The organism is Mucilaginibacter paludis DSM 18603, assembly GCF_000166195.2.
GTDB classification, from domain to species: domain Bacteria; phylum Bacteroidota; class Bacteroidia; order Sphingobacteriales; family Sphingobacteriaceae; genus Mucilaginibacter; species Mucilaginibacter paludis.
Genome location: NZ_CM001403.1, coordinates 4,985,824 through 5,011,387, shown reverse-complemented (window position 1 = coordinate 5,011,387; position 25,564 = coordinate 4,985,824). Strand labels below are relative to the sequence as shown.

Here is a 25,564-nt window from a genome sequence, read left to right as displayed (position 1 = left end):
AAGAGTACTTAGTCCGGAGTCGTGAGTCAAAATCCGGCATTCCTGGTTGATTATTGATGACTTTAACAACGATAACCGACACTTTATCCTTGACAAATCCCGAGTTAGCAGAACAATTAAAACAAACGAAACACACAATCACATACATGGAAACAACTTTTGTAAATGCATTACCCGCGGTAGAAAACTTAGGGCAGCTAAATAATGATTTCTTACCGCTTAACGGTACCGACTATGTAGAATTTTATGTAGGCAATGCTAAGCAAGCGGCCCACTTTTATAAAACAGCTTTCGGTTTTCAAAGCCTGGCCTATGCAGGCCCGGAAACGGGCGTGCGCGACAGGGCATCGTACGTATTACAGCAAGGCAAAATCAGGCTGGTATTAACCACCCCGATGCACTCGGACCACCCCATTGCCGAGCACATTAAAAAACATGGCGATGGCGTTAAGGTACTTGCATTATGGGTTGATGATGCTTACGACGCCTTTAAACAAACTGTTAGCCGTGGTGCCAAACCCTTCCAGGAGCCTCAAACCATTACTGATGAACATGGCGAAGTACGCACAAGCGGCATTTACCTTTATGGCGAAACCGTTCACTTATTTGTAGAGCGCAAAAATTATAACGGCCCGTTTTTACCAGGCTATCAAAAAATGAAATCAACCTATAACCCTGAGCCAACCGGATTATTATATGTTGACCATTGTGTAGGCAACGTAGGCTGGAATAAAATGAACCAATGGGTTAACTTTTACGAAGACGTATTGGGTTTTAAAAACATCCTCACTTTTGATGATAAAGCTATCTCAACCGAATACTCTGCATTAATGAGCAAGGTGATGAGTAATGGCAACGGCTACGTTAAATTCCCGATTAACGAACCAGCAGAAGGTAAAAAGAAATCGCAGATTGAAGAATACCTGGAGTTTTACGAGGGCGAAGGCGTACAACACCTTGCCCTGGCCACGCATGATATTGTAGATACTGTAACCAAATTGCAAAGCCGTGGCATTGAATTTTTAACTGTACCAACTACCTATTATGATACCCTGACTGAACGTGTAGGGCACATTGACGAAAATCTGGAGCCACTAAAACAATTAGGAATACTGGTTGACCGCGACGATGAAGGTTATTTGCTGCAAATATTTACTAAACCTGTAGAAGACAGGCCTACGGTTTTTTTCGAGATCATTCAGCGCAAGGGTGCCAAATCATTCGGTGCCGGCAATTTTAAAGCCCTGTTTGAAGCTATTGAACGCGAACAGGAACTGAGGGGAAATTTATAATAAAATGAATGGGATCTTGTGCGCAATCGTACAAGATCTCATTTTATATTAACTGCAACCACTTAATTATTGCGGCCTATATTATGGGCAATTTTATTAACAGCCGAAAATTAAATTCGATAACGTAATGCTATTACATTACCAATTGCATTAATAAGGTTGTATTCAGGATTATTGATATCGCCATTTAGCTCCCACTTTCCAGCCGATTTGTGCAGCTGATAAGTTTCGCCTTTTACTGACACATCAATTTTTTGATGTGTTTCTGATGGTTTTTCATTCAGGATATAAAACATAATATCCGAATTCTGATAAGTTAATCGTAGAGGTTGGCTCATGATATTAGTTTAAATTTTATTGAACAATTAATAAATCGGGGGCTCATTTAAAAAGCAACATAAACCTAAACTGCTATCTGGTTAGGGTTAACGGCTGAAGATATGCTCGATTTGATAGCTTTGATATCCCGCTTCAGGATTGCCTGCAATTCTTTGTCAAACTTGATTGCGAAAAGCGCTTCTATGATATTGATTTTACGGGTTTTCATAATGTCAAAATTTTAGTGTTATTAAAGTATAATCCAATAGCATACCAAAACCCAAAACTTAACCAATATCATCAGTTTTATAACTATCAGTTTAAAATCAGGCATCAAATTCCTCAGAATAAAAAATCACTGTATATTTTTAAGATCAAGTGTTGTATTAAACTCCATACCAGTATATTAAGCTGGCAAATACCACTTTCGCAACGCATAATTACTTAAACCTTGTATTTTGCAATGATTTTTTGTATTTGGGTTAATATTTATATTTTTACGAAGTCTATATAATAATTAGAAGTCGCTTGAGGCTATTTAAGGCCTCGTACTGATTGTAACCACCTGATGCTTAAAAACTAAGATCAACACTACTTTGTGTTTTTTTGTAATCTGTAACTAATATTTTATATCGTTTATTATTACATCTGTTAAAGAGCGATTACGAAACTGCATATGCCAGATAAAACATATTTAAATATTGGCGAAAACCCCGAGGGGTGTGATGCAATAGGCGACCATTATTTATTGAACACCCAACTGCATAACCTTATTGAGAGTACCAATATCGGCTTATGGGAGCGCGGCATTGAAACCGAAGAAGCCTGGTGGTCACCCAAGTTTTGCGAGTTACTGGGCTATAATTATGGCGAGATCGAACAAAATTATAGCTTTTTTTTAAACCACATTGTACACCCAAGCGACAGAGAAACTGTTTATAATTCCTTTCAAAATCATCTTCATCATAAAACCCGCTATAAAGTTGAATTCCGGATGCTAACCAAAGCAGACGGCTATCGTTGGTTTGAGAGCACCGGCAAAGCCTGGCTTAACCAGGAAGGCAAACCGTTAAGAATGCTTGGCGCAGTAATAGATATAGATTCTAAAAAGCGCAACGAACTCAACTTAAAGAAAAACGAATTTTTACTTAACGAAACTAATAAAATTGCCCGCATAGGTGGTTGGGAACTGGATGTGATCACCAATGAGCTCATTTGGTCAAAAGAGGTTTACGACATACATGAATTAGATGAGCACGAACAACCGGACATTGAAACTACCCATAATTTTTATGAGCCCGGCTATCGCGAAACTGTTGCCAGGGCTGTAAAAAATTGTATTGAACACTGCCAGGCGTATGACCTTGAACTTAAATTTAGAACTGCTAAAGATAATGTAGTTTGGATACGCACCAAGGGTGTGCCCGTTATTGATGAACACGGAAACTGCGTTGCCATAAGAGGCATATTCCAAAACATTAACGACGATAAGCTAAAAGAGCTTAACCTGCAAAAATCGCTTGACCTGTTAAGCGATCAGAATAAACGCTTGCAGAATTTTGCCCATATCGTATCACACAACTTACGGTCGCACTCGGGCAACCTTGAGTTTATGGTCAATTTGTTTGAAGAAGAGATCTCGGAAGATGAGCAAAAAGAAATATTTACGCATATACGCTCTATTAGTAACAGCTTAGCTACCACTATTGAGCATTTAAACGAAATAGTAAAAATTCAGACAGAGATTAACAACGACCGTAAAGAAGTTGATTTTGATACAACTTTTAATAACGTATTAAACGCCATTAATAACAACATCACAGAAACCAATGCTTTAATTTACAGCGATTTTAGTTTATGCCCCACAGTTAACTATGTACCGGCATACCTTGAAAGCATTTTTTTAAACCTGGCTACTAACTCGCTCAAATACCGCAATCCGGAGCGCAGGCCGGAAATTACTTGCAAAACATATTTGGAAGATGGGCATACTTATTTAACCTTTGCGGATAATGGCCTGGGGATAGATTTGGAAAAATATGGCGACAAGGTATTTGGGATGTATAAAACATTTCATCAAAATGCTAATGCCAAAGGCATTGGCTTATTTATCACCCGAAATCAAATTGAATCCTTAGGCGGAAGTATAAAAATTGAAAGCACCGTAAATATTGGCACACTATTTACAATTAAGTTAATATAAATTCCCCAAATCGTAAATGACAATCCTAAAACCCATTAACACCGTGTGCGTAGTAGACGATGACAAGATCTACGTGTACGGATTAAAGAAATTAATGTCTTTAAAGCAACTATCATCAAATTTAATAGAATTTCCGAACGGAAAAGAGGCGATTGACTTTTTGATAAACCCGGATAACAACTGCAAGTTACCTGATGTCATCTTCCTGGATATCAACATGCCTGTAATGGACGGCTGGGATTTCATGGAAAATTATGCCCGCATTAAACCAACTTTGGGGAAAAAGATCACCGTTTACATGGTTAGCTCCTCTATCAACCAAGAAGATATTAACAGGGCAAAAAATATATCGCACATTACAGACTATGTAGTTAAGCCTGTTACTTACGATAAATTACTTGAGCTATTTAAGGAAGCCGCCTAAGTAAATAAAAAAGGTCCGGATCTTTAAAGATTGCCGGACCTTTTTTATTCATGATCAGCTTACGCGATATAACTTTCCAGAATTTTAAAACCCGATTCTGTTTTAATTTCAACCTGATTCACGGTATTGGGCAGCAAAATACATTCGCCCATTTTTACTTCATAAGTTTCATTTTGGTATACCAGGCTATAAGCACCGGCCACACAAATGTATATTACAAATGAATCAAGATCAGAGTAATCTTTGGTTGTCCCTTCGGTAAATTCCATTACGTTGGTTGTAAAGTAAGGGCAGCTTACCAAGGCAACGTCTTCATTAATCTGAGGGGTATATTGAGTTTTGTAGTCGGGATATTGCTTGTAGTCAATAGCGGCCAAAGCCTCTTCTGTGTGCAGTTCGCGCTTGTTACCTTTGTCGTCAACGCGGTCAAAATCATAAATCCGGTAAGTAATATCCGATGTTTGCTGCACCTCTGCTAATAACAAGCCTTTGCCTATCGTATGCACACGGCCAGCCGGTAAAAAGAAAACGTCACCTGCGTTAGCCTCTTCCTTATTCAGGATATCGGTTAAATGACCGCTGTTTAATTTATCCAAATATATTTTTTCATCAACCTGCTGGTTAAAGCCGGTTATCAGGGTTGAACCCGGATCGGCTTCGATAATATACCACATCTCTGTTTTGCCGAACGAGTTATGGCGCTCTTTAGCCAGCGTATCATCGGGGTGTACCTGGATAGAAAGCCAGTCGTTGGCATCGATAAACTTCACCAGCAACGGAAAGATATTGCCAAACCTGTCGTACACTTTTTTACCCACCAGCTCATCCTTGTACTCTTCTAAAATATCAGCTAATGATTGGCCTGCTAAGCTGCCGCTCTCTACTACCGATACGTCGGACTTAACACCCGATATTTCCCAGGTTTCGCCACAATTGGGCAGCGGCGAAAAATCTTTACCTAAATAGGTTTTGATTTTGTTACCACCCCATATTTTGTCTTTATAAATGGTTTTGAACTTTAATGGATACAATGCCGACATAGTTTTTCTGTTTTAGGCGAATTTATATTTTAATACCCGATATTGAAAATGATATTTAAACTTCAGGCTCCTGCTGGCTCAGGCAATGGAAACTGCCTAAACCCCAGATGATATCGGTAGAATCAATCCCGATAACTTTCCGGTCGGTAAAACATTGCTGCAAAATAGCTAAGGCCTTGTCATCGTTTTTATCACGGTACGTTGGCACCACCACTGCCGCGTTGCCGATGTAAAAGTTGGCATAAGATGCAGGCAGGCGTTGCCCATCATAAACTACCGGCGAAGGCATGGGCAACTCAACAATATTTAACTGTTTGCCGTTAAGCAGCCGCATGGTTTTTAAAGCCTGCAGGTTTTCTTGCAGCAGGTGGTAATTATCGTCGCCTTTATTCTCTTCTACCACGGTAATCACGGTGTCCTGGTTTACAAAGCGGGTAATATCATCAATATGCCCATCGGTATCGTCGCCAACTATACCATCGCCCAGCCATAATATTTGCTCGGCGCCGTAATAGGTATGCAAGTACTCTTCTATCTGTCCCTGTTTTAAATGCGGATTGCGGTTCGGGTTCAATAAACAGGCAGTGGTAGTTAATAGGGTACCAGCGCCGTTAAAATCAACCGAACCCCCTTCCATCACAATACCGGGGTTAAACACAGGCAAACCAAAATGATTGGCGATTTTTGTGGGGATTACATCGTCCAGATCATAAGGCGGATACTTGCCGCCCCAGGCGTTGTAGCCCCAGTCCACCACAACCTTTTTCTTAGTATCTCTATTGACCAAAAACGCCGGACCATGATCACGGCACCAGGCATCATTAGTTGGAAAATGAAAAAATTCGATCTTCGACAGATCGGCACCAACTTTACTCAATTGCTCTTTGGCGAATCCTTCCATTTGCAAATGAGCCACATTAATACGGACTAACTGCCCTGCAGAAACTACCTTAATAAATTCGCAATAAGGTTTATAAATAGAGCCTATTTTACCCGGCCACGATTCTTCTTTGTGCGGCCAACTCAGCCACATAGCGGTTTGCTTTTCCCATTCCGCAGGGAAGTGGAAGCCTTGAGGGAAGTCCATAGTCGATGGTCGATGGTCCATAGTGTTTTTTAAGGGTGTGATCATTTAAAGTGGATGATTAGTCCATGGACCATGGTCGATGGTCCATAGTATTTCTTAAAAGTTTTCAAAATAGGTGAAGTCAATGGACGTAATATATTTAAAGCGTATTTCTTAAAGATGTAATCATTTTTGACAAGGATTGATATTCATTGTAAAGTTTTTGAAAATCTTCCTCATTAATATAATTTCTGCGCCGTGCAATAAAAAGGCAAGCAACAACCTCAATTGCCGAACGCAACGCATAGTTTAAAAAGTTAATGAAAACCGGGTTAGTTTGGCCGGTAGAGCCTTCAGCAATATTTAATACCACGGAATCTGCTGCTCTTTTAATTTGAGAAGTTAAAATAAACAATTCATCTTTTGGAAAACTATGCTTGGTTAAAAGATGAATGCTATCCGTAAGCTCCAATGCTATTTGCCAAACCTGTAAGCTCTCAAATTTAAAAGCCATTTTATTTTGTTATAAACCTTATTATCGGCTAAACCGCAACCCTACTATAGACTATCGACAATGAACTCAACTGCCGCCCTACTATGGACTATCGACCATGGACTATGGACTCTCCCCTAATCCCCGTCGATTAAGCGCTTGGTAATCGGTTGGTACGAATCAATCCTCCGGTCGCGTAAAAACGGCCAGTGGGTACGGTAGTAATCCGTTTTATCCAGATCTAATTCGTGGATGATATTTTCTTCATTGTCATGAGATGCCTGGTACAATAGGGTTCCGAAAGGATTAGATACAAACGATCCTCCCCAAAACTTCACTCCGGCTTCCTCGCCCACCCTGTTAATGCCAATTACGTGTACACCGTTGGCAACGGCATGTCCGCGTTGTATAGTTTGCCAGGCGTTATATTGTTCTACGTTGGTAGCCTCGTCTTGCGTGGTTGCCCAGCCTATAGCAGTTGGGTAAAATAAAATTTCGGCCCCCATTAACGCGGTGATTCGCGCTGCTTCCGGATACCATTGGTCCCAGCAAATCAATACCCCTATGGTGGCAAATTTGGTTTTGAAAACTTTATAGCCTAAATCACCTGGCGTAAAATAAAATTTCTCGTAAAAACCCGGATCGTCCGGTATATGCATCTTGCGGTATTTGCCCAGGTAAGTACCATCTGCATCTAACACGGCAGTAGTATTATGGTAAACACCCTGAGCACGTTTTTCAAACAGCGAAGCGATGATCACTACGCCTAACTCTGCCGCAACGCTGGATAGCGCATCGGTGGACGGACCGGGAATGGCCTCCGCTAACGCGAAGTTATCATGGTCTTCCACATCACAGAAATACAGGGAAGTAAATAACTCCTGTAAACAAATGATCTGAGCGCCGCCTTCGGCTGTTTCCCTGATCTTTGCTATCGCTTTGTTAAGGTTATCTGGCTTGCTTGCTGTGCAACTCATTTGCACCAGGCCAACTTTTACTTTCGACATACCGCTTTTTTTCTATTTTGCGCAAAAGTAAAACTTTAATATTAAATAGGATGTCATAATTAATGTGCGAATGAGTAAATGTGGAGGTGTGGAATGTGCAGATGTGCAAATATTTGAATTAGAAAATCAATATCTTAAATAAGCAGATGTGCAAGTCCCTTTCCTTCTCTGCAAATCATTCGCACATTTACTCATTCGCACACCCGCACATCTACATACCCGCACATTAAAAAAAATCAATCTGCAACTTAGGCTTTTTATTAGCTTTGCACTAAACTGGCAAGATTGCCGTTTAAACTTTCACATTACACAATGGCAGAAAAAGATTATTACGATATATTAGGAATAAACAGCGATGCAACATCTGAAGATGTTAACGAAGCCTATCGTAAAATCAATAAACCAAATCCGGATGCGGAAGAAGCATATCAAATACTAAGCGATACCGACAAGCGGCGAATGTACGACGAAACTTATATCGGCCCTTTTGATCCTTCTGATTCTTATTTAGTAGAAGACCTGGAAACCATCACTGCCGAAAAAAAGCCTAAGACCTTTAAAGACAGGTTGTGGAGCGCCACTAAACTTCTTTTAAAAATAGCGGTTACCGGCCTGTTGCTTTATTATGTTTTCAGCAAAATACATTTCGACCAGGTTAAGTCGCTTGTCAGTGAGGCCAATCCGTTATGGGCGCTGGCGGCTATCCTAACCTTTTTTGTTTCAACCATGGTATCGGCGTCCAGGTTAATGAGTTTCTTTAAATCTATTGATCTGCATATCCGCTGGCAGTTTAACTTACGCCTGTATATGTTAGGTATGTTTTACAACTTGTTTTTACCCGGTGGTATTGGTGGCGATGGTTATAAAATTTACCTGTTAAACAAAAACTATAAAATGCCTGCCAAAAAAGTTTTCTGGGCAATTTTATTTGACCGCCTGAGCGGATTTTGGGCAATCGGACTCATTACCGCCGTACTGGTAATTTTTCTACCTCAATTAAAGGTATTACATATTACACCATTGTTGGCCTGGACTGTATTTTTGGGAGCAACCGCGGTGTACCTTTTTGTAGCCTACAAATTTTTTAAAGATTATACCAAGCACTTTGTAGAGGCACACATCAAAGCCGTGGGCGTACAATCATTACAGGTATTAACCATTTTATTGGTAATGATAGCTTTGCATCACACCGAAAAATACGCGCCTTATTTGTCGGCATTCCTGATGTCGTCTATGGCTGCGGTGATACCGTTTAGTGTTGGTGGGCTGGGATTTCGCGAATTTATTTTCAAATATGTTGTAGCCGAGATGTTCCACATGAATGGCGATCTGGCTGTAGTATTGAGTCTATCATTCTATGTCATCTCCGGCATTATTTCGTTACTCGGCGTTTATTATGTTTTCCGTACCGACAGGTTGGAAAAAGATCTGCCTGTTGCAGAAAAGAAAAAATAATTATTACCCGTTAAAAAGATATTTCAGCAAGGCTATAGCAGCTATCAATAGTAAAAAAAACAACACAAGCCGGATAGGAGAAGTTCCAGAAGATACCTGCACAAGCCCCTTTGATTGCGATTGCTGCTTTATGATTTCATCTATCGCCGTATCCCGCTTACCGGATATTGGCTTATCACCAAATAATGCGCCGCCTTGTTCCAATTTGTCTATATAATCTTTGCTCTGGGCAAGCCCTAAGCCTGTTGCTTCTTTGTAAAGCTTTACAGCATTAAGCTTTTTCCCTTGCGATAGTAATAAATTAAGTTGCGCATCCAAGCCTTCAGGCAATGCCTTTACAACCGGTACGCCTTGTCCGGCAGCGAAGCTATCCACAAAATCTTTCGCGTCCTTTAATCCGCAGCCCGTCGTATCAACCACCAATTTAACAGCTCGTAATCGCCTGTTTTGCATAATCAGCGTTTGCACTTCTGCTTCAATAGCTTTACTCAGCACCATATCTGTTTAGCTTTTATATTGGTTATTGCATGGATGATCAATCTTTAAACAGGGCTTGATGTGGAATGTTTTCTTTTACCGTTCTCATAATTTATTTAAATCTCAACCATAGCCTTTACAAAAAAAACAAACCTTATATCACAAAAAAACAACAAAGTCAAATTAAATATCACATTGGCAACATTGAACAATATTAAATTTTATAATTTTACAAAATCTAATCTTGCGACAGCATGAGCCATTTTAATGATTTTAACAACCCACAGGTTGCAGCACTACCTAAACACCTTAAACAATTTATTGTAGACCAGCACTACGAGCATTATACCCCAATAGACCATGCGGTATGGCGTTACGTTATGCGGCAAAATTACAGTTACCTTAAAGATGTAGCCTATTACCCTTATATCCCCGGACTGGAAAAAGCCGGATTGACCATCGAAAAAATACCGAACCTGCAGGACATGAATAATGCCCTGGCAAAAATTGGTTGGGGAGCTGTCACCGTTGATGGCTTCATACCTCCGGCTGCCTTTATGGAATACCAATCGTACCGGGTACTGGTTATAGCGGCGGATATACGCGGCATTAAACATATTGAATACACGCCCGCTCCTGATATTATTCATGAATCGGCAGGCCACGCGCCCATTATTGCCGACAAAGCCTATCATCAATATCTCAGCTATTTTGGATCGATCGGCGCTAAGGCGATGTTCTCGGCGCAGGATTTTGATTTATACGAAGCCATACGGGCGCTATCCATACTTAAAGAAATGCCAGATGCCGATCCCTTCGACATTCAAAAAGCAGAAGATCAGGTTGCCTGGTGCCAGGATCATATGGGCCAACCATCTGAAATGGCTTTGCTAAGCAGGTTACACTGGTGGACGGTTGAATATGGTTTGATAGGCACACTGGAAAAACCCCAAATATACGGAGCCGGACTCTTGTCATCCATCGGCGAAAGCTCCACCTGTATGGCTACGGATGTAAAAAAGCTTTGGTACACACCCGACACGGTAAATTATCCATACGACATTACCAAGCCCCAGCCGCAGTTATTTGTTACCCCAAACTTTCAAAACCTCATTGATGTTTTAGAACAATTTGCCAATACCATGGCTTTTAGGGTTGGCGGCCAATTTGGCTTACAAAAAGCCATTGAAAGTAAAAATACCTGCACCACTGTTTACAGTTCTGGTTTACAAGTTTCGGGTACGTTTAGCGTTTCTGTTACAAATAAACAGAACAATCCAATTTTTATTAAAACCACTGGGCCAACCAGTTTGTGTTACCAAAATAAACAGTTAGATGGACATGGTAAAAGTTACCACCAAGATGGCTTTAGCTCACCAGTTGGCCGGTTGAAGGAAATGAGAACCGCTTTAGAAGATTTAAGCCCCAACGACCTAAACGATATAGGCATAGCTATAGCGGAGGATGCTACCCTTAATTTTGAAAGTGGAGTTACCGTAAAGGGTACTGTTAAAAGCGTGTTGCGCGAAAACAATAAAACGCTGCTGATATCTTTCGGAAATTGTACGGTAACTGATGCTGACGGCGAAATTTTATTCCAACCCTCATGGGGAGTTTATGATATGGCCGTTGGCGAAAAAATAATCTCAGTATTTTGCGGCGCAGCGGATAAAGATGCTTTTGAAACCATTGTTTACCAGGCTAAAACCAGCACCTTTCACCAAGAATATAGCGGCAATACATTGGAGCTACATCATTTATACCAGCAAGTTAGAGATTGCCGTCAAAATCAATCCGGCTACCATAATTTGAAAGATATATGGCTTCAGTTGCAGAAAAATCACCCGGAAGATTGGCTTTGCCCCTTAGAAATATTGGAGATACTGGACCATGAAGGGCTAATGCCCGATACGGCTCAACAGATCCAAACCTGGTTAGAGCAACGGACATCCCGCGAACCGGAATTGAAAAAATTAATTACAGACGGTTTTTATTTAATCAAACACCCGGTAGAGCAAAAACTCGTTGTTCAGTAAAAATTTCTAATTTAGTGCAATTGTAATGTGATATACATTACAACAAACTCGATGTGTTTTTAAATTTGAGTAATGCTTTGTTGGCGTTGCGGACAGATTTAAAAGCGAAAAATTTTAATTATCCATTAACAAATATCCTTCCGACAGGAAGTTAGTGCTATATGAATATTATAATAACCGGTGCCAGTAGCGGTGTAGGCTTTGAGGCCGTTTTAGAGTTAACTTTATCGGGTAAACACCAGGTGATCGCGCTGGCCCGGTCTGAGGATAAATTAGGCAGATTGCTTGAAATTGCCAAAGGGCTAAACCCCGATTGTATTTTATATCCTGTAGCTTTTGATATTGTACACGACGATTATGCCGACCTGCAACAATTTATTGCTACCCGGTTTAATAACCAGATAGATGTATTGATTAACAACGCCGGCGTATTGATCAATAAACCTTTTATGCAGTTACTGGAAAGCGATTTTGTAGAAATGCTGCAAAGCAATTATATGGGGCATGTGCGGATCATCCAGGCAATGGTGCCTATCATGCCAGCCGGATCGCACATCTTAAATATAGGCAGCATGGGCGGGTTTCAGGGAAGCGCCAAATTCACTGGTTTAAGTGCTTATTCGGCCAGTAAGGGCGCCCTGCATACTTTAACAGAGTGCCTTGCGCTTGAACTTGCGGAGCAACAAATCAAGGTGAACTGCCTTGCACTCGGTTCCGCCCAAACTGAAATGTTAGAGCAAGCCTTTCCCGGTTATGAATCGCCGGTGATGGCCTTCCAGATGGGTAAATATATTGCCGACTTTGCCATTTCCGGGCATCAGTTTTTTAACGGAAAAATATTACCGGTTGCCCTGGATACACCATAATAAGCCAAAAGATAACCTAAGCGCTGCGTAAAACAAAAAGATCGGCAGCGCCACATTGCAGGTGCTGCCGACCTTTTTGTTTTGTTTACGGGCAATCCGCAGGCCGGTCATTAAAATTTACTCGTATCAGCGATTGTTTTACTTTCGGTTTTTGTGGCCTCCAACTCTTTCTCCTCCTGTTTCATCTTTTTGTTATAAATCTGGCACACAACCCTGTATTCAGAACCTGTATAAGCTTCTTCCATGCCTATGGCTATAGTCTTGGTATATAAATCCCAATACCTTACAAACTGATAATAGCCGGGCTTAAAATTAAAAAATTGAATTTTACCGTCGTCTCTTGTGGGCGGACCGTATTTTGCAGTTATCACCGAAGTGATATTGTCCATATCATCATTCAATTCGGTCTCAATATAGTTGGCGGTTTTCAGGTCCGACTCCAAGTCAACCATGTATAACTCGTTGGTTTTTGTGGTAAAAGACGGATCTGCGCTATAGGATGAATTACCTACCACTACCGGCTTATCGCCTACTAATTTTTTAAACTCCTGGGGACTGATGCCGAAGGTAACTTTACCAAAGACAACGTTCAGGGTCGACTTGTATTTGTTATACCTGGCTACGCTATCTAACTGCTCCTGGTTCAGTTGCGGTGCATCTGCTGATTTACCCGAACGGGTTGAACTTTGTGAACAGCCCGCTAATACAAGGGCTACTGCTAAAATGTTTACTAATTTTTTCATGATTATTGGTTTGATTAAATTTGAATTACGAAATGATTCTTTCCGGTCAATGCCGGATGGATGATATGTTTAATTAAAATACTGATATTCTGACTAATAACAGTTCATTGCCATCGGCAGAATTATCTGCCGCCTAACTTTAAAAACTCGTTTACTACGATCTCGGTGATGTACCGTTTATTGCCGTCCTTATCGATGTAGCTTCGGCTGGCCAGCTTACCGTCGATAGCAACCTCGTCTCCCTTTTTCAAAATATCTTCGGCAAACTTGGCTTGTGCCCCCCAGATAATTACATTATGCCATTGGGTTTCGGTAACCTTCTCGCCCTTATCATTTTTGTATGATTCGCTGGTAGCTAATGATAGCTTTGCCAATCTTCGGTTGTTATCAAAAACCTTTACTTCCGGATCCATGCCTAAATTACCTACAAGGCGTACGCTGTTTTTTAATGTGCTCATTGTCATACTGTTTTAATGTTTAATATTCGTTTTAAATAACAGTACAAAGATGAGGGCACCTGCAAACCATAGTCGGTTGATAAGCATTTATAGTCGACAATACTTATTTGCAAGCGTTTGCAAACGAATAAAAAATGATTAATTTTATCGCAAATAGACATTATGCCATCAGAAAGATATTGTTTGGATTGCAACGAGATACTGCACGGGCGTGCAGATAAAAAGTTTTGCAACGATCAATGCCGCAACAACTACAATAACCAGCTCAATAGCGATAGCTATAACCTGGTGCGGAATATCAATAACATTTTGAAACGCAACCGCCGTATACTGGAAGAATTAAACCCCACCGGCAAAACTAAAACCACGCGCAAAAAGCTATCCTCAAAAGGATTTAACTTTAGTAAGCACACCAGTATATACCAAACTAAAACCGGCGCAAACTATATTTTTTGCTACGAATACGGCTACCTGCTTTTAGATGGAGAGGATGTATTGCTGGTTAAACGGGAAGACAAAGATGATTGATCAATCCAAGTGATAACAGATCCGGCACCTCGGCTCGTAGGTTTCCTTTTCGCCCAATAATATTTTGGCATCGCTTGATACCAAGCGGTACGAATATAGTGCCGGGTTACCGCAACGCACACAAACCGCGTGTACTTTGGTAACCGATTCGGCAATGGCCATAATAGCGGGCATAGGGCCAAATGGTTTGCCTAAAAAATCCATATCCAAACCTGCTACAATAACGCGGATGCCTTTATTGGCCAATTTATTACAAACCGAGGGTAACTCATCATCAAAAAACTGAGCCTCGTCAATCCCAACTACCTGGGTATTACTTCCCAGTAATAATATGGACGACGAATTTTCAACCGGGGTTGACTGGATTGAGTTCAGATCGTGTGATACTACGGCATTTTCGTCATAGCGCGTATCTGTTTTGGGCTTAAATATTTCAACGTTTAAACGCGCTATCTGCGCCCGCCTTAAGCGCCGTATCAGCTCTTCGGTTTTACCCGAAAACATCGATCCACAAATTAACTCTACACTTCCCCCAAACTCGCTGCGGCGCTTAAAAACATCTTCGCTAAATAGCATCATTAACCTTTATAAACCTCAAATATCAGAATTAAATGGTATTTTTGGATAAGTATTTTACCAACATTACACCAGGATATTTTATGAACAAGTATGAGATTCTAAAAAAAGTAGGCATCATCATTAAAGAATTGCAAGACCAGTACGAATATGCCGAGCAAAATAAAGAAGACATTAACGACCTGGAGTTGGAATTATTTGTTGCCAATGCTAATTTTTTAACCGACCATATTGAAATACTCCGAAAGCTTAACACGCAACAAACAAAAGCTTTACCCGAATCAAAAGCGACAACAACGCCTAAAGCCACCTTTGTAGAAAAACCATTACAAGAGGCACGGTACTTTGAGCCTGTTGTACAGCCGGCGCCATCCATTAAACCGGCAGAACCTGCTCCCAGTCTACTTGAATTTGATGTAGTTGAAGAACGTAAAACGAATGAACCGGTAACTCCCGTAGTTAAAGAACTGGAATTTGAGCCTGTGATTAGGCATGAACTGATACCAGAAGAAACTGTTAGTGACGAAGAAGAAACCAATGCTAATGAGGAAGCATTGGATAACGAAGAGCTAACAGAAGAACTATCGTATACCCATGATGAGGCTGAACAACCAGACCCGGTTATTGAACCTGCGGCCGAGGCTCATCCACAGAACGAAATACTGATCAGTCAACCGGAGCCTGTAAGCCAGCCAATGGCGTTCAATCCGCCGGAGCCAGAAAAGCCTTTAACCATTAACCAGCTGATATCAGCACAGTTGGCTGGCTCACGCCTGGCATCGCAAATGGAATTACAGCCTATTAAAGATTTAAAATCGGCTATTAACTTAAATGATAAGTTGTTGTTTGTACGCGACTTGTTTAATGGATACAGCATGGCCTACAGTGAGGCCATTGAAATATTGAACCGCTTTAACAAATTTGAGGAGGCCGATCAGTTTTTAAAGCTCAATTACTACGTAAAGAATAATTGGGAGGCCAAACAATCCAGTACCGATAAGTTTTACGATTTACTTAAACGCCGTTTTGTAAGCTAAAAAGCTCATACAATCATCAGGAGTAAACAACCCCCATCCGGTTTGAATCCAACTTGATAAGCGTAAACAAAAGGAAGGTAAAGCTCCATAGAGAGGATCCGCCATAGCTAACAAAAGGCAGCGGAATACCTATAACCGGCACCGCACCTATAGTAAGGCCAATATTAATAAAAAAGTGAAAGAAGATAACACAGGCTACTCCGTAACCGTATATTCTTGAAAATGGTGATCGTTGTCGCTCGGCCAGGAATATAATTCGCAATATCAGGAACAAGTATAAGCCAACCACCACAACCGATCCGGCAAAGCCCCACTCCTCGCCAACGGTGCAGAAAATAAAATCGGTACTTTGCTCAGGCACAAAAGAGAAGCGGGTTTGCGTGCCTTTTAAATACCCCTTACCCCAAAGCTTGCCCGACCCAATGGCGATTTTACTTTGATGTACATTATAACCTGCGCCCCGTAAATTTGACGCACGCCCCAACCACTCATCAATCCGCACACGTTGATGCTCCTTGATGATATGTTCGTAGATAAAAGGTACAGCTAAAACGAAAGCTACAGACAATGCCAACCCTGCGGCCGTAGTTAAAACAACTGCTTTGTAACGCCTGAAGATACCGATAACTATACCACCTATAATTAAAATAGCGCCAATAATGTATATGGCTTTAAACAGCAAGCTAAAAATAAACAAAGCGATAAACAGACCCGCGAGCGCCAAAAATTTACCCGACAGGCCTTCGCGATAAAGCACAAATATCAATGAGCAAAATACCAGCGTTGAACCATCATCAGGCTGCATCTTAATGAGCACCATGGGCACAAAAATAATACCGGCAGCTATAACAAATGATCTTAACTCGGTAATCCTGATATTTACACCGCTTAAATAACGCGCGAGTAATAAACAAGTAGCATATTTAGCAAATTCAGAAGGCTGTAGCCTAAACGTACCGATAGAAATCCAGGCCTGGTTACCACCTACATTGCGCCCGATAACCAATACCAGCAGTAACAAGCAAATAGTAACACCGTAAAATACTGGGGCAAGGGTACTAAAAAAACGGCTATCTAATAAAAGGATCACACCGCCTAAAACGATAGCGGTAAGAATCCATACAAACTGCTTACCATAATTGGTATGCATATCTATGATACTTGGATGGCTTTCGTCAAAAACAGCAGCGTGTATGTTGAACCACCCGATGATGCACAACGACAGGTAGATCAAAACGATTACCCAATCCACATTAAAAAAGAAACTCCGTTGGTTATTCATGTTCCTTCCTTCTTAATTGTGCTGCCATTAATGGTTGTTGATTTTGTTTTGCTTTACGGGATACGCTTTTTAAACGTTTGATACTGTCCGACTGCCCTTTTTCCAACGAATCTTCTTTAACGGTCTTGGGTTTGATAATGGCTGGTTGAGCAACCTTTAATGCGGGTAGCAGATTTTGCTTCATGATCCATTCCGGCGTTTTACCCGTCCCACGATTTGTTAAAGTATTCTTTAAGTATTTTTCAACAATATAGCTGGCAATCGGGGCGGCCCACCAGGCACCCTGCCCTGAATTTTCAACAACAACCGCAATCGCTATCTTGGGGTTATCGCGGGGGGCGAATGCCACAAAGATCGAGTGATTTTTACCATGCGGATTTTGAGCCGTACCTGTTTTACCGCACATTACAATGCCTGGGATCCGGGAAGCACGCGCGGTGCCATTTTCAACAACCTGCTGCATCCCGTCAATAACAGGCTCAAAATATTGCTGATCGATACCAACGTCGTTTTTAATAGTATATTCGGCTTTGGTAATCTTTTTATCGCCAATGGCCTTAATTAAATGCGGTTTGTAGTAATATCCACGATTGGCGATAATACACTCGATGTTGGCCAGTTGTAAAGGCGTAGCCTCCAACTCACCCTGTCCGATAGCCAACGATATTATGGAACTCGATCTCCAGCGTTTCGCACCAAATCTTTTGTCGAACTGAACATCAGTAGGCACGTTTCCCCGTCCCTCGTGGGGCATATCAACTCCTAATCTCACGCCGAAACCAAAACGGTTTACTTTGCCCTTCCAGTCCACAAACGTTTGCGACATGTTTTTAGATCCATTAGCGTTCATCAACTTATCAAACACATTACAAAAATAGGTATTACATGACTCGGCAATCGCCCTCGATAAATCGGTGACACCATGGGGCTCATCGCAATGCACCGGATGATTCCCCGCCCAATAAGTAGCAACGCAATTAAATGTGGTTTGAGGAGTGATCAATCCCGATTGTAATGCGATCAACGCATCCAACGGCTTAAATGAAGAACCGGGGGGATAATAGGCTTGTATGGGCCTTATAAAAAAAGGATTATAAGAATTTTTAAATAATTCGGCCATATTGTTCCCTCGCTGCCTGCCCACCATGAGGTTAGGGTCATAGGTCGGGCTGCTTACAAAGCATAATATTTCTCCAGTGGAGGGTTCAATGGCAACAATACTGCCCACCTTGTTCTGCATTAATTTCTCGCCCAACTTTTGGATGTCGATGTCCAGAGATGAGGTTAGCCTTTCGCCGGCTACCATAGCAGTATCTTCCAAGCCGTTCAAATAACGTTCTTTCACTACGCCTTTTGAATCTACCAATGAGTTTCGTACACCACGTTGCCCGCGTAAGGAATCTTCATAAGCTTTTTCCACTCCTGTACGTCCGATATAATCGCCGCGTTTATAATAGCCATGTGACTTTTGGATATCACGATCGTTCACCTCATCTATATAACCCAAAAACTGCGCCGCCACCGAATCTGGATAACTCCTTACGCTACGCTGTACGCCCGAAAATCCAGGAAATTCAAACAAATGTTCCTGGAACGATGCATAAGCCTGTACAGGGATCTGTTTTTCAAAAGCCGAACTCAGATTCCGTGAATAGGTCATGGCCTTTTTCCAGCGCTTATCAAACCCAGCCCTATCGATACCCAATAACTGGCAAAATTTAACGGTATCAAATGGCTTAACCTCGCGCGGGGTTACCATAATGTCGTACACAGGCTCGTTCTGCACAAGCAGTTTACCATTACGGTCAACAATTGGCCCACGGCTGGGGAAAATAACAAATCGGCGCAAAACGTTGTTATGTGCCGATTGCGTGTACTGATCGTCAATAATCTGGATGTAAAACAGCCTTCCGAGCAAGGCTAAAGCCATTACAATAAAAAGACCTTGTATAATATAGCGGCGCTCAAAAAAACTGTTCATTAACGTTCCTTTTTCCGGAAAAATAATAGCCCGGATATTAGTATCAAAAATACTGTAAAAACTGAACTTAATACAAAACGACCGAGCGTATATTGTATTTCGCGCAGGCTAAAAACTTCCAGGTTAAACAGAAAAAAATGATGGATAAGCGTTAGCACCAATACATAGGTAAAATACCACCTGAAACCCATTACACTGAGGGTTGGCTCGGGCTCGTTATCAAAGCCGTCCTTTTGAACGGTAATATTGATGAACGATATACGCACAAAAGCAAGCAACGTACAGGCCGCCGCGTGCAGGCCGGGAGTATCGTAAAAAGCATCAATGGAGAGCCCTAATATAAATGACAATATGAATAACAGCACGTTGGGTATTTCAAACGGCAACAGCAGGATGAACAGGATATAAACGTAAGGGGTAGCTAAAGAATAGAGCGTGACATTCTTTAAAAGAAATACCTGCACCAGCACTAATAGTATAAACCGGATCAGATTGATCAAAATTGTCCTACTCATCCTGTTTCCTGTTGGCCTCCACTTCCATCTGCTCTTTGGCTAAGCGATTAACTACCACATCAACATATTCCAGTTTGCTGTAGTCAACCGCCAATTGCAAATACATATTTAAAAACAAGCCACCTTCTTTGGCATGTAAATCACTTATTTTACCAATAGGTATGCCTGTAGGATATAAGGATTGGCCCGATGTAACTACCTTTTCGCCCAGTCGCGGTTTTACGTTATTGGATACATCCATCAACAAACCTTTATGTGGGTCCATATCGCCGGTCCAGGTAAAATTTCCTATCTCTTTGGTGTCTTCCAGCATAGCGCTTATCCGGGAGTTTTTATTTAAAACCGACTGAACGTTGGCAAAGTGCGCGGTGGTGTTTACCACAAGGCCCACAACACCCGAACTGCATATAACGCCCATATCTTTGGTAATACCATCTTTACTGCCCCGGTTAATGGTGATGTAGTTATTGCGCTTGTTGGTTGAATTGTTAATCACCTTCGCCTCAATATATTCGTACTGCTGATTATAGATCGTATCGGTTACCTTCCGTTTAGACAAAGTATCGATATAAAAAGACGACTTTAACTGGTTGCGCAACCGTGCGTTTTCGCGGGCCAGGCTATCGTTAACCGTTCCTAACGAGAGGTAACTTCTTACCTGGCTTATTTTGGTATAAATAGCGCCCGTAACCTCGTTAGACGAACTGATGTAGGTAGCCTTTTGAAATGAGTTATAATTGAGCATAATAAGCAAAGAGCCAATCTCAAAAATAACAAACAGAAAAAATGCGTTGTACTTGCTTATGAATATCCAGAGGTTACGCATGATTAAATCTTAGGATTGAGATTCGAGGCTGCAAATTTAATAAAGATAAATAAAGAGAGCATTGTGGGATAAAAAATATCCCGCAATACCCTTATCTCAATGCTCACATCTAAATTACTGCATTAAAAATTTAAATGTACCTATGTTTTTCAAAGCTATGCCTGTGCCGCGCACTACCGCACGCAATGGATCTTCGGCAACGTGAACCGGCAGTTTTGTTTTTGCCGCTACCCGTTTATCCAGCCCACGCAATAAGGCGCCGCCTCCGGTTAAATAAATCCCGGTTTGGTAAATATCCGCCGAAAGCTCGGGGGGAGTAATTTCCAAAGCTTTTAATATCGCTTCCTCTATTTTAGAGATGGATTTATCTAAGCAATGTGCAATTTCGGTATACGATACCGTAATCTGCTTAGGTACACCCGTCATCAGGTCGCGGCCTTGTACAGCAAAATCGGCAGGTGGCTCGGCCAGTTCAGGCAAAGCGGCACCAACTTCAATTTTTATTTTCTCGGCGGTGCGGTCGCCTATCATGATGTTATGCTGGCGGCGGATGTATTGCACAATATCGGAGTCAAAGTTATCGCCGGCAACGCGGATGGATTGATCGCAAACAATACCTGATAGGGCAATTACCGCAATCTCGGTTGTACCACCACCGATATCGATAATCATGTTACCCATCGGCTCTTCTACATCAATGCCAATACCTACGGCGGCTGCCATGGGCTCATGTATTAAATATACCTCTTTGGCTCCGGCAATCTCGGCCGAGTCGCGTACGGCGCGTTTTTCAACCTCGGTAATACCGGATGGGATACAGATTACCATACGTAACGAAGGGAAAAACCATCCCTTACCTTTATTGATCATTTTGATCATTCCGCGGATCATGTGTTCAGCCGCGTTAAAATCAGCAATTACACCGTCTTTAAGGGGGCGTACGGTACGGATATTATCGTGGGTTTTACCTTCCATTTGCATGGCCTGGCGCCCAATGGCAATTACTTTATTGGTTGTACGATCAAAAGCTACTATTGATGGTTCGTCAACAACAACCTTGTCGTTATGTATAATGAGGGTATTTGCGGTACCTAAATCTATGGCGATTTCTTGCGTAAAAAAATTAAAAACACTCATGTCAGTTTTTGTTTCAGGGAATTTGCAAAGTTATGGTTATTAATACGAGTTTTACTAATTCAACGCTAATTAGCTTAAATCAGCATTTAATACCCAGGCTTTAATAGTCATGTGTCAGCTTTACGATACAGGTGTAAATTAGTATTAATTATTGACATTAGTAGTACCTCAATTAGTGTTTAAAATGTCTAACTCCGGTCATTACCATAGCTATTCCTTTCTGGTCGGCCATCTTGATCGAATCCTGATCTTTGATAGATCCTCCAGGTTGTAATATAGCGGTAATCCCGGCATCCGCGGCAATCTCAACGCAATCATTGAACGGGAAAAACGCATCTGATGTCATCACGGCACCATTCAAATCAAATCCAAACGCATGCGCCTTAACGATGGCCTGCCTTAACGAATCCACGCGTGACGTTTGCCCCACACCACTGGCAATCAAGGTATTATTTTTAGCAAATACAATGGTGTTTGATTTAGTATGCTTAACCACTTTATTGGCAAAAAACAAATCGCGCAACTCCAGTTCGGTAGGCTGCTTTTCGGTTACAGGTTTCATTTGGCCTGGTCCCTCAATAACGCCATCCTTGTCCTGCTCAATAACACCGTTCAGCAAAGTTTTAAATTGCTTAACAGGCAGCTCAACTTGGTTGCGGATCAATATAATACGGTTTTTCTTTTCAGTCAGATAAACTAAAGCCTCGTTGGTGTAACCAGGCGCTATCAGTACTTCAAAAAACAGTTTGCTTATCTCGGCAGCTGTTTCTTCGTTAATCTCATCATTGGCAATGATTACGCCGCCAAAGGCCGAAACCGGGTCGCAAGCCAGGGCATCTAACCAGGCATCTTTAATAAAAGAGCGCGAAGCGATACCGCAGGCATTGGTGTGCTTTAAAATGGCGATGGTTGGCTCGGTAAATTCGTCTATCAGGGCAACGGCGGCGTCAACATCAACCAGGTTATTATACGATAATTCCTTGCCGTTCAATTTAGTGAACATGGCATCCAGATTGCCATAAAAAACACCTTTTTGATGCGGATTTTCGCCGTAGCGTAAAACCTGGCTCTTTTGGATGCTTTGTTTGAAAACCGGCTGAGGGTCTTCCTGGTTAAAATAATTAAATATGGAAGTGTCGTAGTGCGATGATATGTTAAAAGCTTGCTTGGCAAACTTACGGCGCTGGTCGATAGTTGTTTCGCCATTTTGGGTTTTCAGGATGTTTTCCAATTCGGCGTAATCATCTTTCGAGGCAACAATGGTTACATCTTTATAATTTTTTGCAGCTGCGCGGATCAGCGAAATTCCACCGATATCGATCTTCTCAATTACATCATCATGGCCTGCTCCCGATTTTACGGTTTCTTCAAACGGATACAGATCAACAATGACCAGGTCAATTTCGGGTATTTGATATTGAGCGAGCTGCTGCTGGTCGCCCTCAAAGCTACGGCGGGCTAAAATGCCTCCAAAAACCTTGGGATGCAATGTTTTAACACGGCCACCTAAGATAGAAGGGTAAGATGTAAGATCTTCTACAGCGATCACATCAACACCTAAAGCGCGGATAAATTCCTCTGTACCTCCGGTTGAATAGATGTTTACACCAAGGCGCTTAAGCTCCAGTATAATGGGTTCAAGATTATCTTTATAATATACAGAAATTAAGGCGTTTTTGATGAATACAGAGCTGCTCATTTAATGTGTTTTAAGAAGCCGCAAAAGTAGTAATTTTTATATTTTAAACACCTAAAAAAACGAGTCAAAAAAAAGTCCGCCTTGAAACAAAATCAAGGCGGACTTTAACTTTCCATTTTTATGATTAGGGAATAAGAACAATTCTTACTGGTTCCGGAATGATGGTTGTTCCGTCATCCAGCGTAATCAAAAAATAAAAACGCTTGGCAGCTTCTGCGTTAACCGCCGGCACAGTACCGCCGCCTGCAGTAAACGCTGTTAACGTGGTGTTAAAAGTAATAGAGGTTGTGCCATTGCCCGCTATAGGTGCAGTGTTATATAACCCGGTAGTACCTTGTACTGCCGTTTGCGTTGTACCAAGTGAAACGCGGGTAATTTCCTTAATAGTACGGCCACTTGAGCTGGGTATGGCAAACTGGATAGTGATGGTTCCTGCAGCCTTAGAAACGTAAATAGTAGGATCAGGGCGATAATCCTGCGCATTGGTAACAGTTACTGCGATGGCTGGCCTGCTGTCGGTAAACGGAACAAATCCTGATTTTTTGCACGAATTAAATGTCACAAGTGCCAACAAACCAATTATAAAATAGGGTAATTTCTTTTTCATTTTTTTCTGTATTACAATCATTATTTACTTAGCCCACCAAACCTTAACGCTTGTTAATGGCTGGGGCTTAGGTACGTTAGTATTACGTTGAATTTCGTTGTTGGTGTAAGGGAAACGCTTAGGAATTGAATTCGGATCATCACCCTGAGCATTTAAAGCAAGCGCTAAAGCTGGATAACCGGTTCTTCTATAATCATTATAAGCTTCGATGCCATTGCCCGTAAATGCGATATATTTTTGAGTGATAATTTGGATTCTCATTTGATCAGTAGTACCACTCAAGGTAGCCACAGTTGGGTTGGCAGCTAAGTATGCTGTAACGTCAGCTTGGGCAATACCTGTTTTAAGCATAGAGGCGGTAATCCCTTCTACATATAGCGCCTGCGCATTTAACCCTAATGACGGATATAGAAGCGCTGCTTCGGCCAAGATAAATGCGCGCTGATAGTTAGTTAAAATCCTGATAGGCGCTTCACCACTTGCTCCGGTTAGATAAACATTATATTTAGATCTTGTCGCGGCGGCCGGCGCAGCAATCGCTGCCGATGCACCATTGTCAAATGACGTAAAAACACCGTTCGGACTGGTATAAAACTTACCTAAACGAGGATCTTTAAGGTTGTTCATCAATGTAAGAAATCGGGTGCTCAACATTTGGTCGCCTGTACGATTTACATTATTGAACGAATACAAAGGGTTGTAATTACCAACTGAACTGCCAAACGGTACTTCCAAATCCTGACTTGTTGAATTGATGTAATTATTATCTGCGATTACGGCACTAATTGTTGATTGAGACAGCGTGGGATTGACATTAGAAATTTGCATAGCAAATTTCAACAACATGGTATTTCCGGCTCTTATCCATTTAGTTAAATCACCTTTATAAACAAAATCCTCATTCCCGGGCTTAAGCGCACCAGTGTTAGCCTTCAAATCGGCTATACCACTTTTTACCAAATCAAACAAACTGGTTATACCTAAGGCGGTATTACCCTGGTAAATATCCTGTTGAGCATCAAAACGGGGCTGAATAAATGTTAACCCCTGTCCAGCTTGAGAATAAGGCACATCGCCCCATAGATCGGTAGCAAGGGAAAATGCATAAGCCAATTCAATTTTGGCAATACCCGCAAACGCCGAATTGGTTGACTGGGTTTGCTTTATCAAATTAGCACAAGAGCTAACGGCACCATTATAAATTTCAAAATCCCATTGGTTATCAAAATTACCGCGTAGGTTATAAATATCATAACCGGCAACCTGGTTGGCAATACTTGCATTATGCTGCATCATTACCTCGGTAGCCCGGTCTAAATCGTTAGAGTTTGCAAATGCAATTGCTATCTCAGTATTGGGTAATTGCACCGTTGGAGATACGGTAGTTGGCGAATTAGGATTTTGATTAACGTCTACATATTTATTGCATGAAGTAGCAATCACTGCGGATGCTGCTATCATACCTATTATTCCTTTTATTTTCATTTGATTTCTTTAG

At 41.5% G+C, this 25,564-nt stretch carries 26 protein-coding genes; 8 read left to right on the top strand and 18 right to left on the bottom strand.

The window, feature by feature from the left end; translation table 11 throughout:
* The first annotated feature begins 146 nt into the window (after positions 1–146).
* The gene (gene hppD, locus MUCPA_RS21200; protein WP_040626239.1) at positions 147–1,292 is read left to right on the top strand and encodes a 4-hydroxyphenylpyruvate dioxygenase; all 1,146 of its coding nucleotides are present in this window, start codon (positions 147–149) and stop codon (positions 1,290–1,292) included.
* 110 nt (positions 1,293–1,402) lie between these two features.
* Here the strand turns inward: hppD and MUCPA_RS21195 are convergent, their stop codons facing one another.
* A complete protein-coding gene (locus MUCPA_RS21195; protein ID WP_008509187.1) occupies positions 1,403–1,630 on the bottom strand; it encodes a hypothetical protein in 228 nt (75 codons plus the stop codon).
* A gap of 65 nt (positions 1,631–1,695) precedes the next feature.
* Positions 1,696–1,839: a hypothetical protein gene (locus tag MUCPA_RS37840; RefSeq protein WP_008509186.1), complete on the bottom strand. Its 144-nt coding sequence runs from the start codon at positions 1,837–1,839 to the stop codon at positions 1,696–1,698.
* A 447-nt stretch (positions 1,840–2,286) separates the two neighbouring features.
* On the opposite strand from MUCPA_RS37840, the gene MUCPA_RS21190 reads away from it, so the two are divergent.
* Both MUCPA_RS21190 and MUCPA_RS21185 read left to right on the top strand, forming a co-directional pair.
* On the top strand, positions 2,287–3,813 hold the full coding sequence (locus MUCPA_RS21190; RefSeq protein WP_008509185.1) for a PAS domain-containing sensor histidine kinase: 1,527 nt from the start codon (positions 2,287–2,289) through the stop codon (positions 3,811–3,813).
* A gap of 16 nt (positions 3,814–3,829) precedes the next feature.
* Positions 3,830–4,237, top strand: coding sequence for a response regulator (locus MUCPA_RS21185; RefSeq protein WP_008509183.1), 408 nt, complete (start codon positions 3,830–3,832; stop codon positions 4,235–4,237).
* A gap of 59 nt (positions 4,238–4,296) precedes the next feature.
* Here the strand turns inward: MUCPA_RS21185 and MUCPA_RS21180 are convergent, their stop codons facing one another.
* From MUCPA_RS21180 to MUCPA_RS21165, 4 genes are all read right to left on the bottom strand, one after another.
* Entirely contained in the window at positions 4,297–5,277 is a 981-nt protein-coding gene (locus MUCPA_RS21180) for a type I phosphomannose isomerase catalytic subunit (protein WP_008509181.1), read from the bottom strand.
* Positions 5,278–5,332: 55 nt separating this feature from the next.
* Positions 5,333–6,385, bottom strand: coding sequence for an agmatine deiminase family protein (locus MUCPA_RS21175; RefSeq protein WP_008509180.1), 1,053 nt, complete (start codon positions 6,383–6,385; stop codon positions 5,333–5,335).
* A gap of 118 nt (positions 6,386–6,503) precedes the next feature.
* On the bottom strand, positions 6,504–6,857 hold the full coding sequence (locus MUCPA_RS21170) for a four helix bundle protein (protein WP_008509178.1): 354 nt from the start codon (positions 6,855–6,857) through the stop codon (positions 6,504–6,506).
* Positions 6,858–6,973: 116 nt separating this feature from the next.
* Positions 6,974–7,843 (bottom strand): carbon-nitrogen hydrolase, encoded by an 870-nt coding sequence (locus MUCPA_RS21165; RefSeq protein ID WP_008509175.1) that lies wholly within the window; start codon positions 7,841–7,843, stop codon positions 6,974–6,976.
* A gap of 312 nt (positions 7,844–8,155) precedes the next feature.
* On the opposite strand from MUCPA_RS21165, the gene MUCPA_RS21160 reads away from it, so the two are divergent.
* Positions 8,156–9,298 carry a lysylphosphatidylglycerol synthase transmembrane domain-containing protein gene (locus MUCPA_RS21160; RefSeq protein ID WP_008509173.1) on the top strand — a complete coding sequence of 381 codons (1,143 nt, stop codon included), beginning with the start codon at positions 8,156–8,158 and terminating at the stop codon, positions 9,296–9,298.
* A 3-nt stretch (positions 9,299–9,301) separates the two neighbouring features.
* On the opposite strand, the gene MUCPA_RS21155 is transcribed toward MUCPA_RS21160, so the two are convergent.
* Positions 9,302–9,796 carry a hypothetical protein gene (locus MUCPA_RS21155; RefSeq protein ID WP_008509172.1) on the bottom strand — a complete coding sequence of 165 codons (495 nt, stop codon included), beginning with the start codon at positions 9,794–9,796 and terminating at the stop codon, positions 9,302–9,304.
* Between the two features lie 233 nt (positions 9,797–10,029).
* On the opposite strand from MUCPA_RS21155, the gene MUCPA_RS21150 reads away from it, so the two are divergent.
* Complete coding sequence (locus tag MUCPA_RS21150) at positions 10,030–11,811, top strand: aromatic amino acid hydroxylase (protein ID WP_008509170.1); 1,782 nt, start codon at positions 10,030–10,032, stop codon at positions 11,809–11,811.
* Positions 11,812–11,972: 161 nt separating this feature from the next.
* Positions 11,973–12,677, top strand: coding sequence for an SDR family NAD(P)-dependent oxidoreductase (locus MUCPA_RS21145; protein WP_008509169.1), 705 nt, complete (start codon positions 11,973–11,975; stop codon positions 12,675–12,677).
* Between the two features lie 110 nt (positions 12,678–12,787).
* Here the strand turns inward: MUCPA_RS21145 and MUCPA_RS21140 are convergent, their stop codons facing one another.
* Positions 12,788–13,420, bottom strand: coding sequence for a hypothetical protein (locus MUCPA_RS21140; RefSeq protein ID WP_008509168.1), 633 nt, complete (start codon positions 13,418–13,420; stop codon positions 12,788–12,790).
* 122 nt (positions 13,421–13,542) lie between these two features.
* Positions 13,543–13,878 (bottom strand): single-stranded DNA-binding protein, encoded by a 336-nt coding sequence (locus MUCPA_RS21135; RefSeq protein ID WP_008509167.1) that lies wholly within the window; start codon positions 13,876–13,878, stop codon positions 13,543–13,545.
* A gap of 162 nt (positions 13,879–14,040) precedes the next feature.
* Between MUCPA_RS21135 and MUCPA_RS21130 the strand changes: the two genes are divergently transcribed.
* Entirely contained in the window at positions 14,041–14,406 is a 366-nt protein-coding gene (locus tag MUCPA_RS21130; protein WP_008509166.1) for a hypothetical protein, read from the top strand.
* Here the strand turns inward: MUCPA_RS21130 and MUCPA_RS21125 are convergent, their stop codons facing one another.
* A complete protein-coding gene (locus tag MUCPA_RS21125) occupies positions 14,407–14,982 on the bottom strand; it encodes a thymidine kinase (protein WP_157544173.1) in 576 nt (191 codons plus the stop codon).
* An 83-nt stretch (positions 14,983–15,065) separates the two neighbouring features.
* On the opposite strand from MUCPA_RS21125, the gene MUCPA_RS21120 reads away from it, so the two are divergent.
* Positions 15,066–16,019 (top strand): hypothetical protein, encoded by a 954-nt coding sequence (locus MUCPA_RS21120; RefSeq protein ID WP_169316191.1) that lies wholly within the window; start codon positions 15,066–15,068, stop codon positions 16,017–16,019.
* A gap of 16 nt (positions 16,020–16,035) precedes the next feature.
* On the opposite strand, the gene rodA is transcribed toward MUCPA_RS21120, so the two are convergent.
* The 8 genes from rodA to MUCPA_RS21080 form a co-directional block, all read right to left on the bottom strand.
* Positions 16,036–17,301 (bottom strand): rod shape-determining protein RodA, encoded by a 1,266-nt coding sequence (gene rodA / locus MUCPA_RS21115; protein WP_008509163.1) that lies wholly within the window; start codon positions 17,299–17,301, stop codon positions 16,036–16,038.
* On the bottom strand, positions 17,294–19,282 hold the full coding sequence (gene mrdA, locus MUCPA_RS21110) for a penicillin-binding protein 2 (RefSeq protein ID WP_008509162.1): 1,989 nt from the start codon (positions 19,280–19,282) through the stop codon (positions 17,294–17,296). Before mrdA ends, rodA begins: the two co-directional genes overlap by 8 nt.
* Complete coding sequence (gene mreD / locus MUCPA_RS21105; protein ID WP_008509161.1) at positions 19,282–19,797, bottom strand: rod shape-determining protein MreD; 516 nt, start codon at positions 19,795–19,797, stop codon at positions 19,282–19,284. Before mreD ends, mrdA begins: the two co-directional genes overlap by 1 nt.
* The gene (gene mreC / locus MUCPA_RS21100; RefSeq protein WP_008509160.1) at positions 19,790–20,623 is read right to left on the bottom strand and encodes a rod shape-determining protein MreC; all 834 of its coding nucleotides are present in this window, start codon (positions 20,621–20,623) and stop codon (positions 19,790–19,792) included. The genes mreD and mreC overlap by 8 nt, the downstream gene beginning before the upstream one ends.
* Positions 20,624–20,737: 114 nt before the next feature.
* Entirely contained in the window at positions 20,738–21,760 is a 1,023-nt protein-coding gene (locus MUCPA_RS21095) for a rod shape-determining protein (RefSeq protein ID WP_008509159.1), read from the bottom strand.
* Between the two features lie 172 nt (positions 21,761–21,932).
* The gene (gene purH / locus MUCPA_RS21090) at positions 21,933–23,459 is read right to left on the bottom strand and encodes a bifunctional phosphoribosylaminoimidazolecarboxamide formyltransferase/IMP cyclohydrolase (RefSeq protein ID WP_008509158.1); all 1,527 of its coding nucleotides are present in this window, start codon (positions 23,457–23,459) and stop codon (positions 21,933–21,935) included.
* A gap of 124 nt (positions 23,460–23,583) precedes the next feature.
* Complete coding sequence (locus MUCPA_RS21085) at positions 23,584–24,066, bottom strand: hypothetical protein (RefSeq protein ID WP_008509157.1); 483 nt, start codon at positions 24,064–24,066, stop codon at positions 23,584–23,586.
* A gap of 24 nt (positions 24,067–24,090) precedes the next feature.
* Positions 24,091–25,551, bottom strand: coding sequence for a SusD/RagB family nutrient-binding outer membrane lipoprotein (locus MUCPA_RS21080; protein ID WP_008509156.1), 1,461 nt, complete (start codon positions 25,549–25,551; stop codon positions 24,091–24,093).
* Positions 25,552–25,564 lie beyond the last annotated feature (13 nt).

What these genes read in the sequence shown, in the direction of transcription:
- mrdA (WP_008509162.1), bottom strand. Translation starts at nt 19,282, where the DNA reads ATGAACAGTTTTTTTGAGCGCCGCTATATTATACAAGGTCTTTTTATT.
- MUCPA_RS21125 (WP_157544173.1), bottom strand. Translation starts at nt 14,982, where the DNA reads ATGCTATTTAGCGAAGATGTTTTTAAGCGCCGCAGCGAGTTTGGGGGA.
- MUCPA_RS21095 (WP_008509159.1), bottom strand. Translation starts at nt 21,760, where the DNA reads ATGAGTGTTTTTAATTTTTTTACGCAAGAAATCGCCATAGATTTAGGT.
- MUCPA_RS21085 (WP_008509157.1), bottom strand. Translation starts at nt 24,066, where the DNA reads ATGAAAAAGAAATTACCCTATTTTATAATTGGTTTGTTGGCACTTGTG.
- MUCPA_RS21190 (WP_008509185.1), top strand. Translation starts at nt 2,287, where the DNA reads ATGCCAGATAAAACATATTTAAATATTGGCGAAAACCCCGAGGGGTGT.
- rodA (WP_008509163.1), bottom strand. Translation starts at nt 17,301, where the DNA reads ATGAATAACCAACGGAGTTTCTTTTTTAATGTGGATTGGGTAATCGTT.
- mreD (WP_008509161.1), bottom strand. Translation starts at nt 19,797, where the DNA reads ATGAGTAGGACAATTTTGATCAATCTGATCCGGTTTATACTATTAGTG.
- MUCPA_RS21160 (WP_008509173.1), top strand. Translation starts at nt 8,156, where the DNA reads ATGGCAGAAAAAGATTATTACGATATATTAGGAATAAACAGCGATGCA.
- MUCPA_RS21180 (WP_008509181.1), bottom strand. Translation starts at nt 5,277, where the DNA reads ATGTCGGCATTGTATCCATTAAAGTTCAAAACCATTTATAAAGACAAA.
- MUCPA_RS21170 (WP_008509178.1), bottom strand. Translation starts at nt 6,857, where the DNA reads ATGGCTTTTAAATTTGAGAGCTTACAGGTTTGGCAAATAGCATTGGAG.
- MUCPA_RS37840 (WP_008509186.1), bottom strand. Translation starts at nt 1,839, where the DNA reads ATGAAAACCCGTAAAATCAATATCATAGAAGCGCTTTTCGCAATCAAG.
- MUCPA_RS21155 (WP_008509172.1), bottom strand. Translation starts at nt 9,796, where the DNA reads ATGGTGCTGAGTAAAGCTATTGAAGCAGAAGTGCAAACGCTGATTATG.
- MUCPA_RS21080 (WP_008509156.1), bottom strand. Translation starts at nt 25,551, where the DNA reads ATGAAAATAAAAGGAATAATAGGTATGATAGCAGCATCCGCAGTGATT.
- MUCPA_RS21130 (WP_008509166.1), top strand. Translation starts at nt 14,041, where the DNA reads ATGCCATCAGAAAGATATTGTTTGGATTGCAACGAGATACTGCACGGG.
- MUCPA_RS21195 (WP_008509187.1), bottom strand. Translation starts at nt 1,630, where the DNA reads ATGAGCCAACCTCTACGATTAACTTATCAGAATTCGGATATTATGTTT.
- MUCPA_RS21140 (WP_008509168.1), bottom strand. Translation starts at nt 13,420, where the DNA reads ATGAAAAAATTAGTAAACATTTTAGCAGTAGCCCTTGTATTAGCGGGC.
- purH (WP_008509158.1), bottom strand. Translation starts at nt 23,459, where the DNA reads ATGAGCAGCTCTGTATTCATCAAAAACGCCTTAATTTCTGTATATTAT.
- MUCPA_RS21135 (WP_008509167.1), bottom strand. Translation starts at nt 13,878, where the DNA reads ATGAGCACATTAAAAAACAGCGTACGCCTTGTAGGTAATTTAGGCATG.
- MUCPA_RS21120 (WP_169316191.1), top strand. Translation starts at nt 15,066, where the DNA reads ATGAACAAGTATGAGATTCTAAAAAAAGTAGGCATCATCATTAAAGAA.
- MUCPA_RS21150 (WP_008509170.1), top strand. Translation starts at nt 10,030, where the DNA reads ATGAGCCATTTTAATGATTTTAACAACCCACAGGTTGCAGCACTACCT.
- MUCPA_RS21175 (WP_008509180.1), bottom strand. Translation starts at nt 6,385, where the DNA reads ATGGACCATCGACCATCGACTATGGACTTCCCTCAAGGCTTCCACTTC.
- MUCPA_RS21185 (WP_008509183.1), top strand. Translation starts at nt 3,830, where the DNA reads ATGACAATCCTAAAACCCATTAACACCGTGTGCGTAGTAGACGATGAC.
- MUCPA_RS21145 (WP_008509169.1), top strand. Translation starts at nt 11,973, where the DNA reads ATGAATATTATAATAACCGGTGCCAGTAGCGGTGTAGGCTTTGAGGCC.
- MUCPA_RS21165 (WP_008509175.1), bottom strand. Translation starts at nt 7,843, where the DNA reads ATGTCGAAAGTAAAAGTTGGCCTGGTGCAAATGAGTTGCACAGCAAGC.
- mreC (WP_008509160.1), bottom strand. Translation starts at nt 20,623, where the DNA reads ATGCGTAACCTCTGGATATTCATAAGCAAGTACAACGCATTTTTTCTG.
- hppD (WP_040626239.1), top strand. Translation starts at nt 147, where the DNA reads ATGGAAACAACTTTTGTAAATGCATTACCCGCGGTAGAAAACTTAGGG.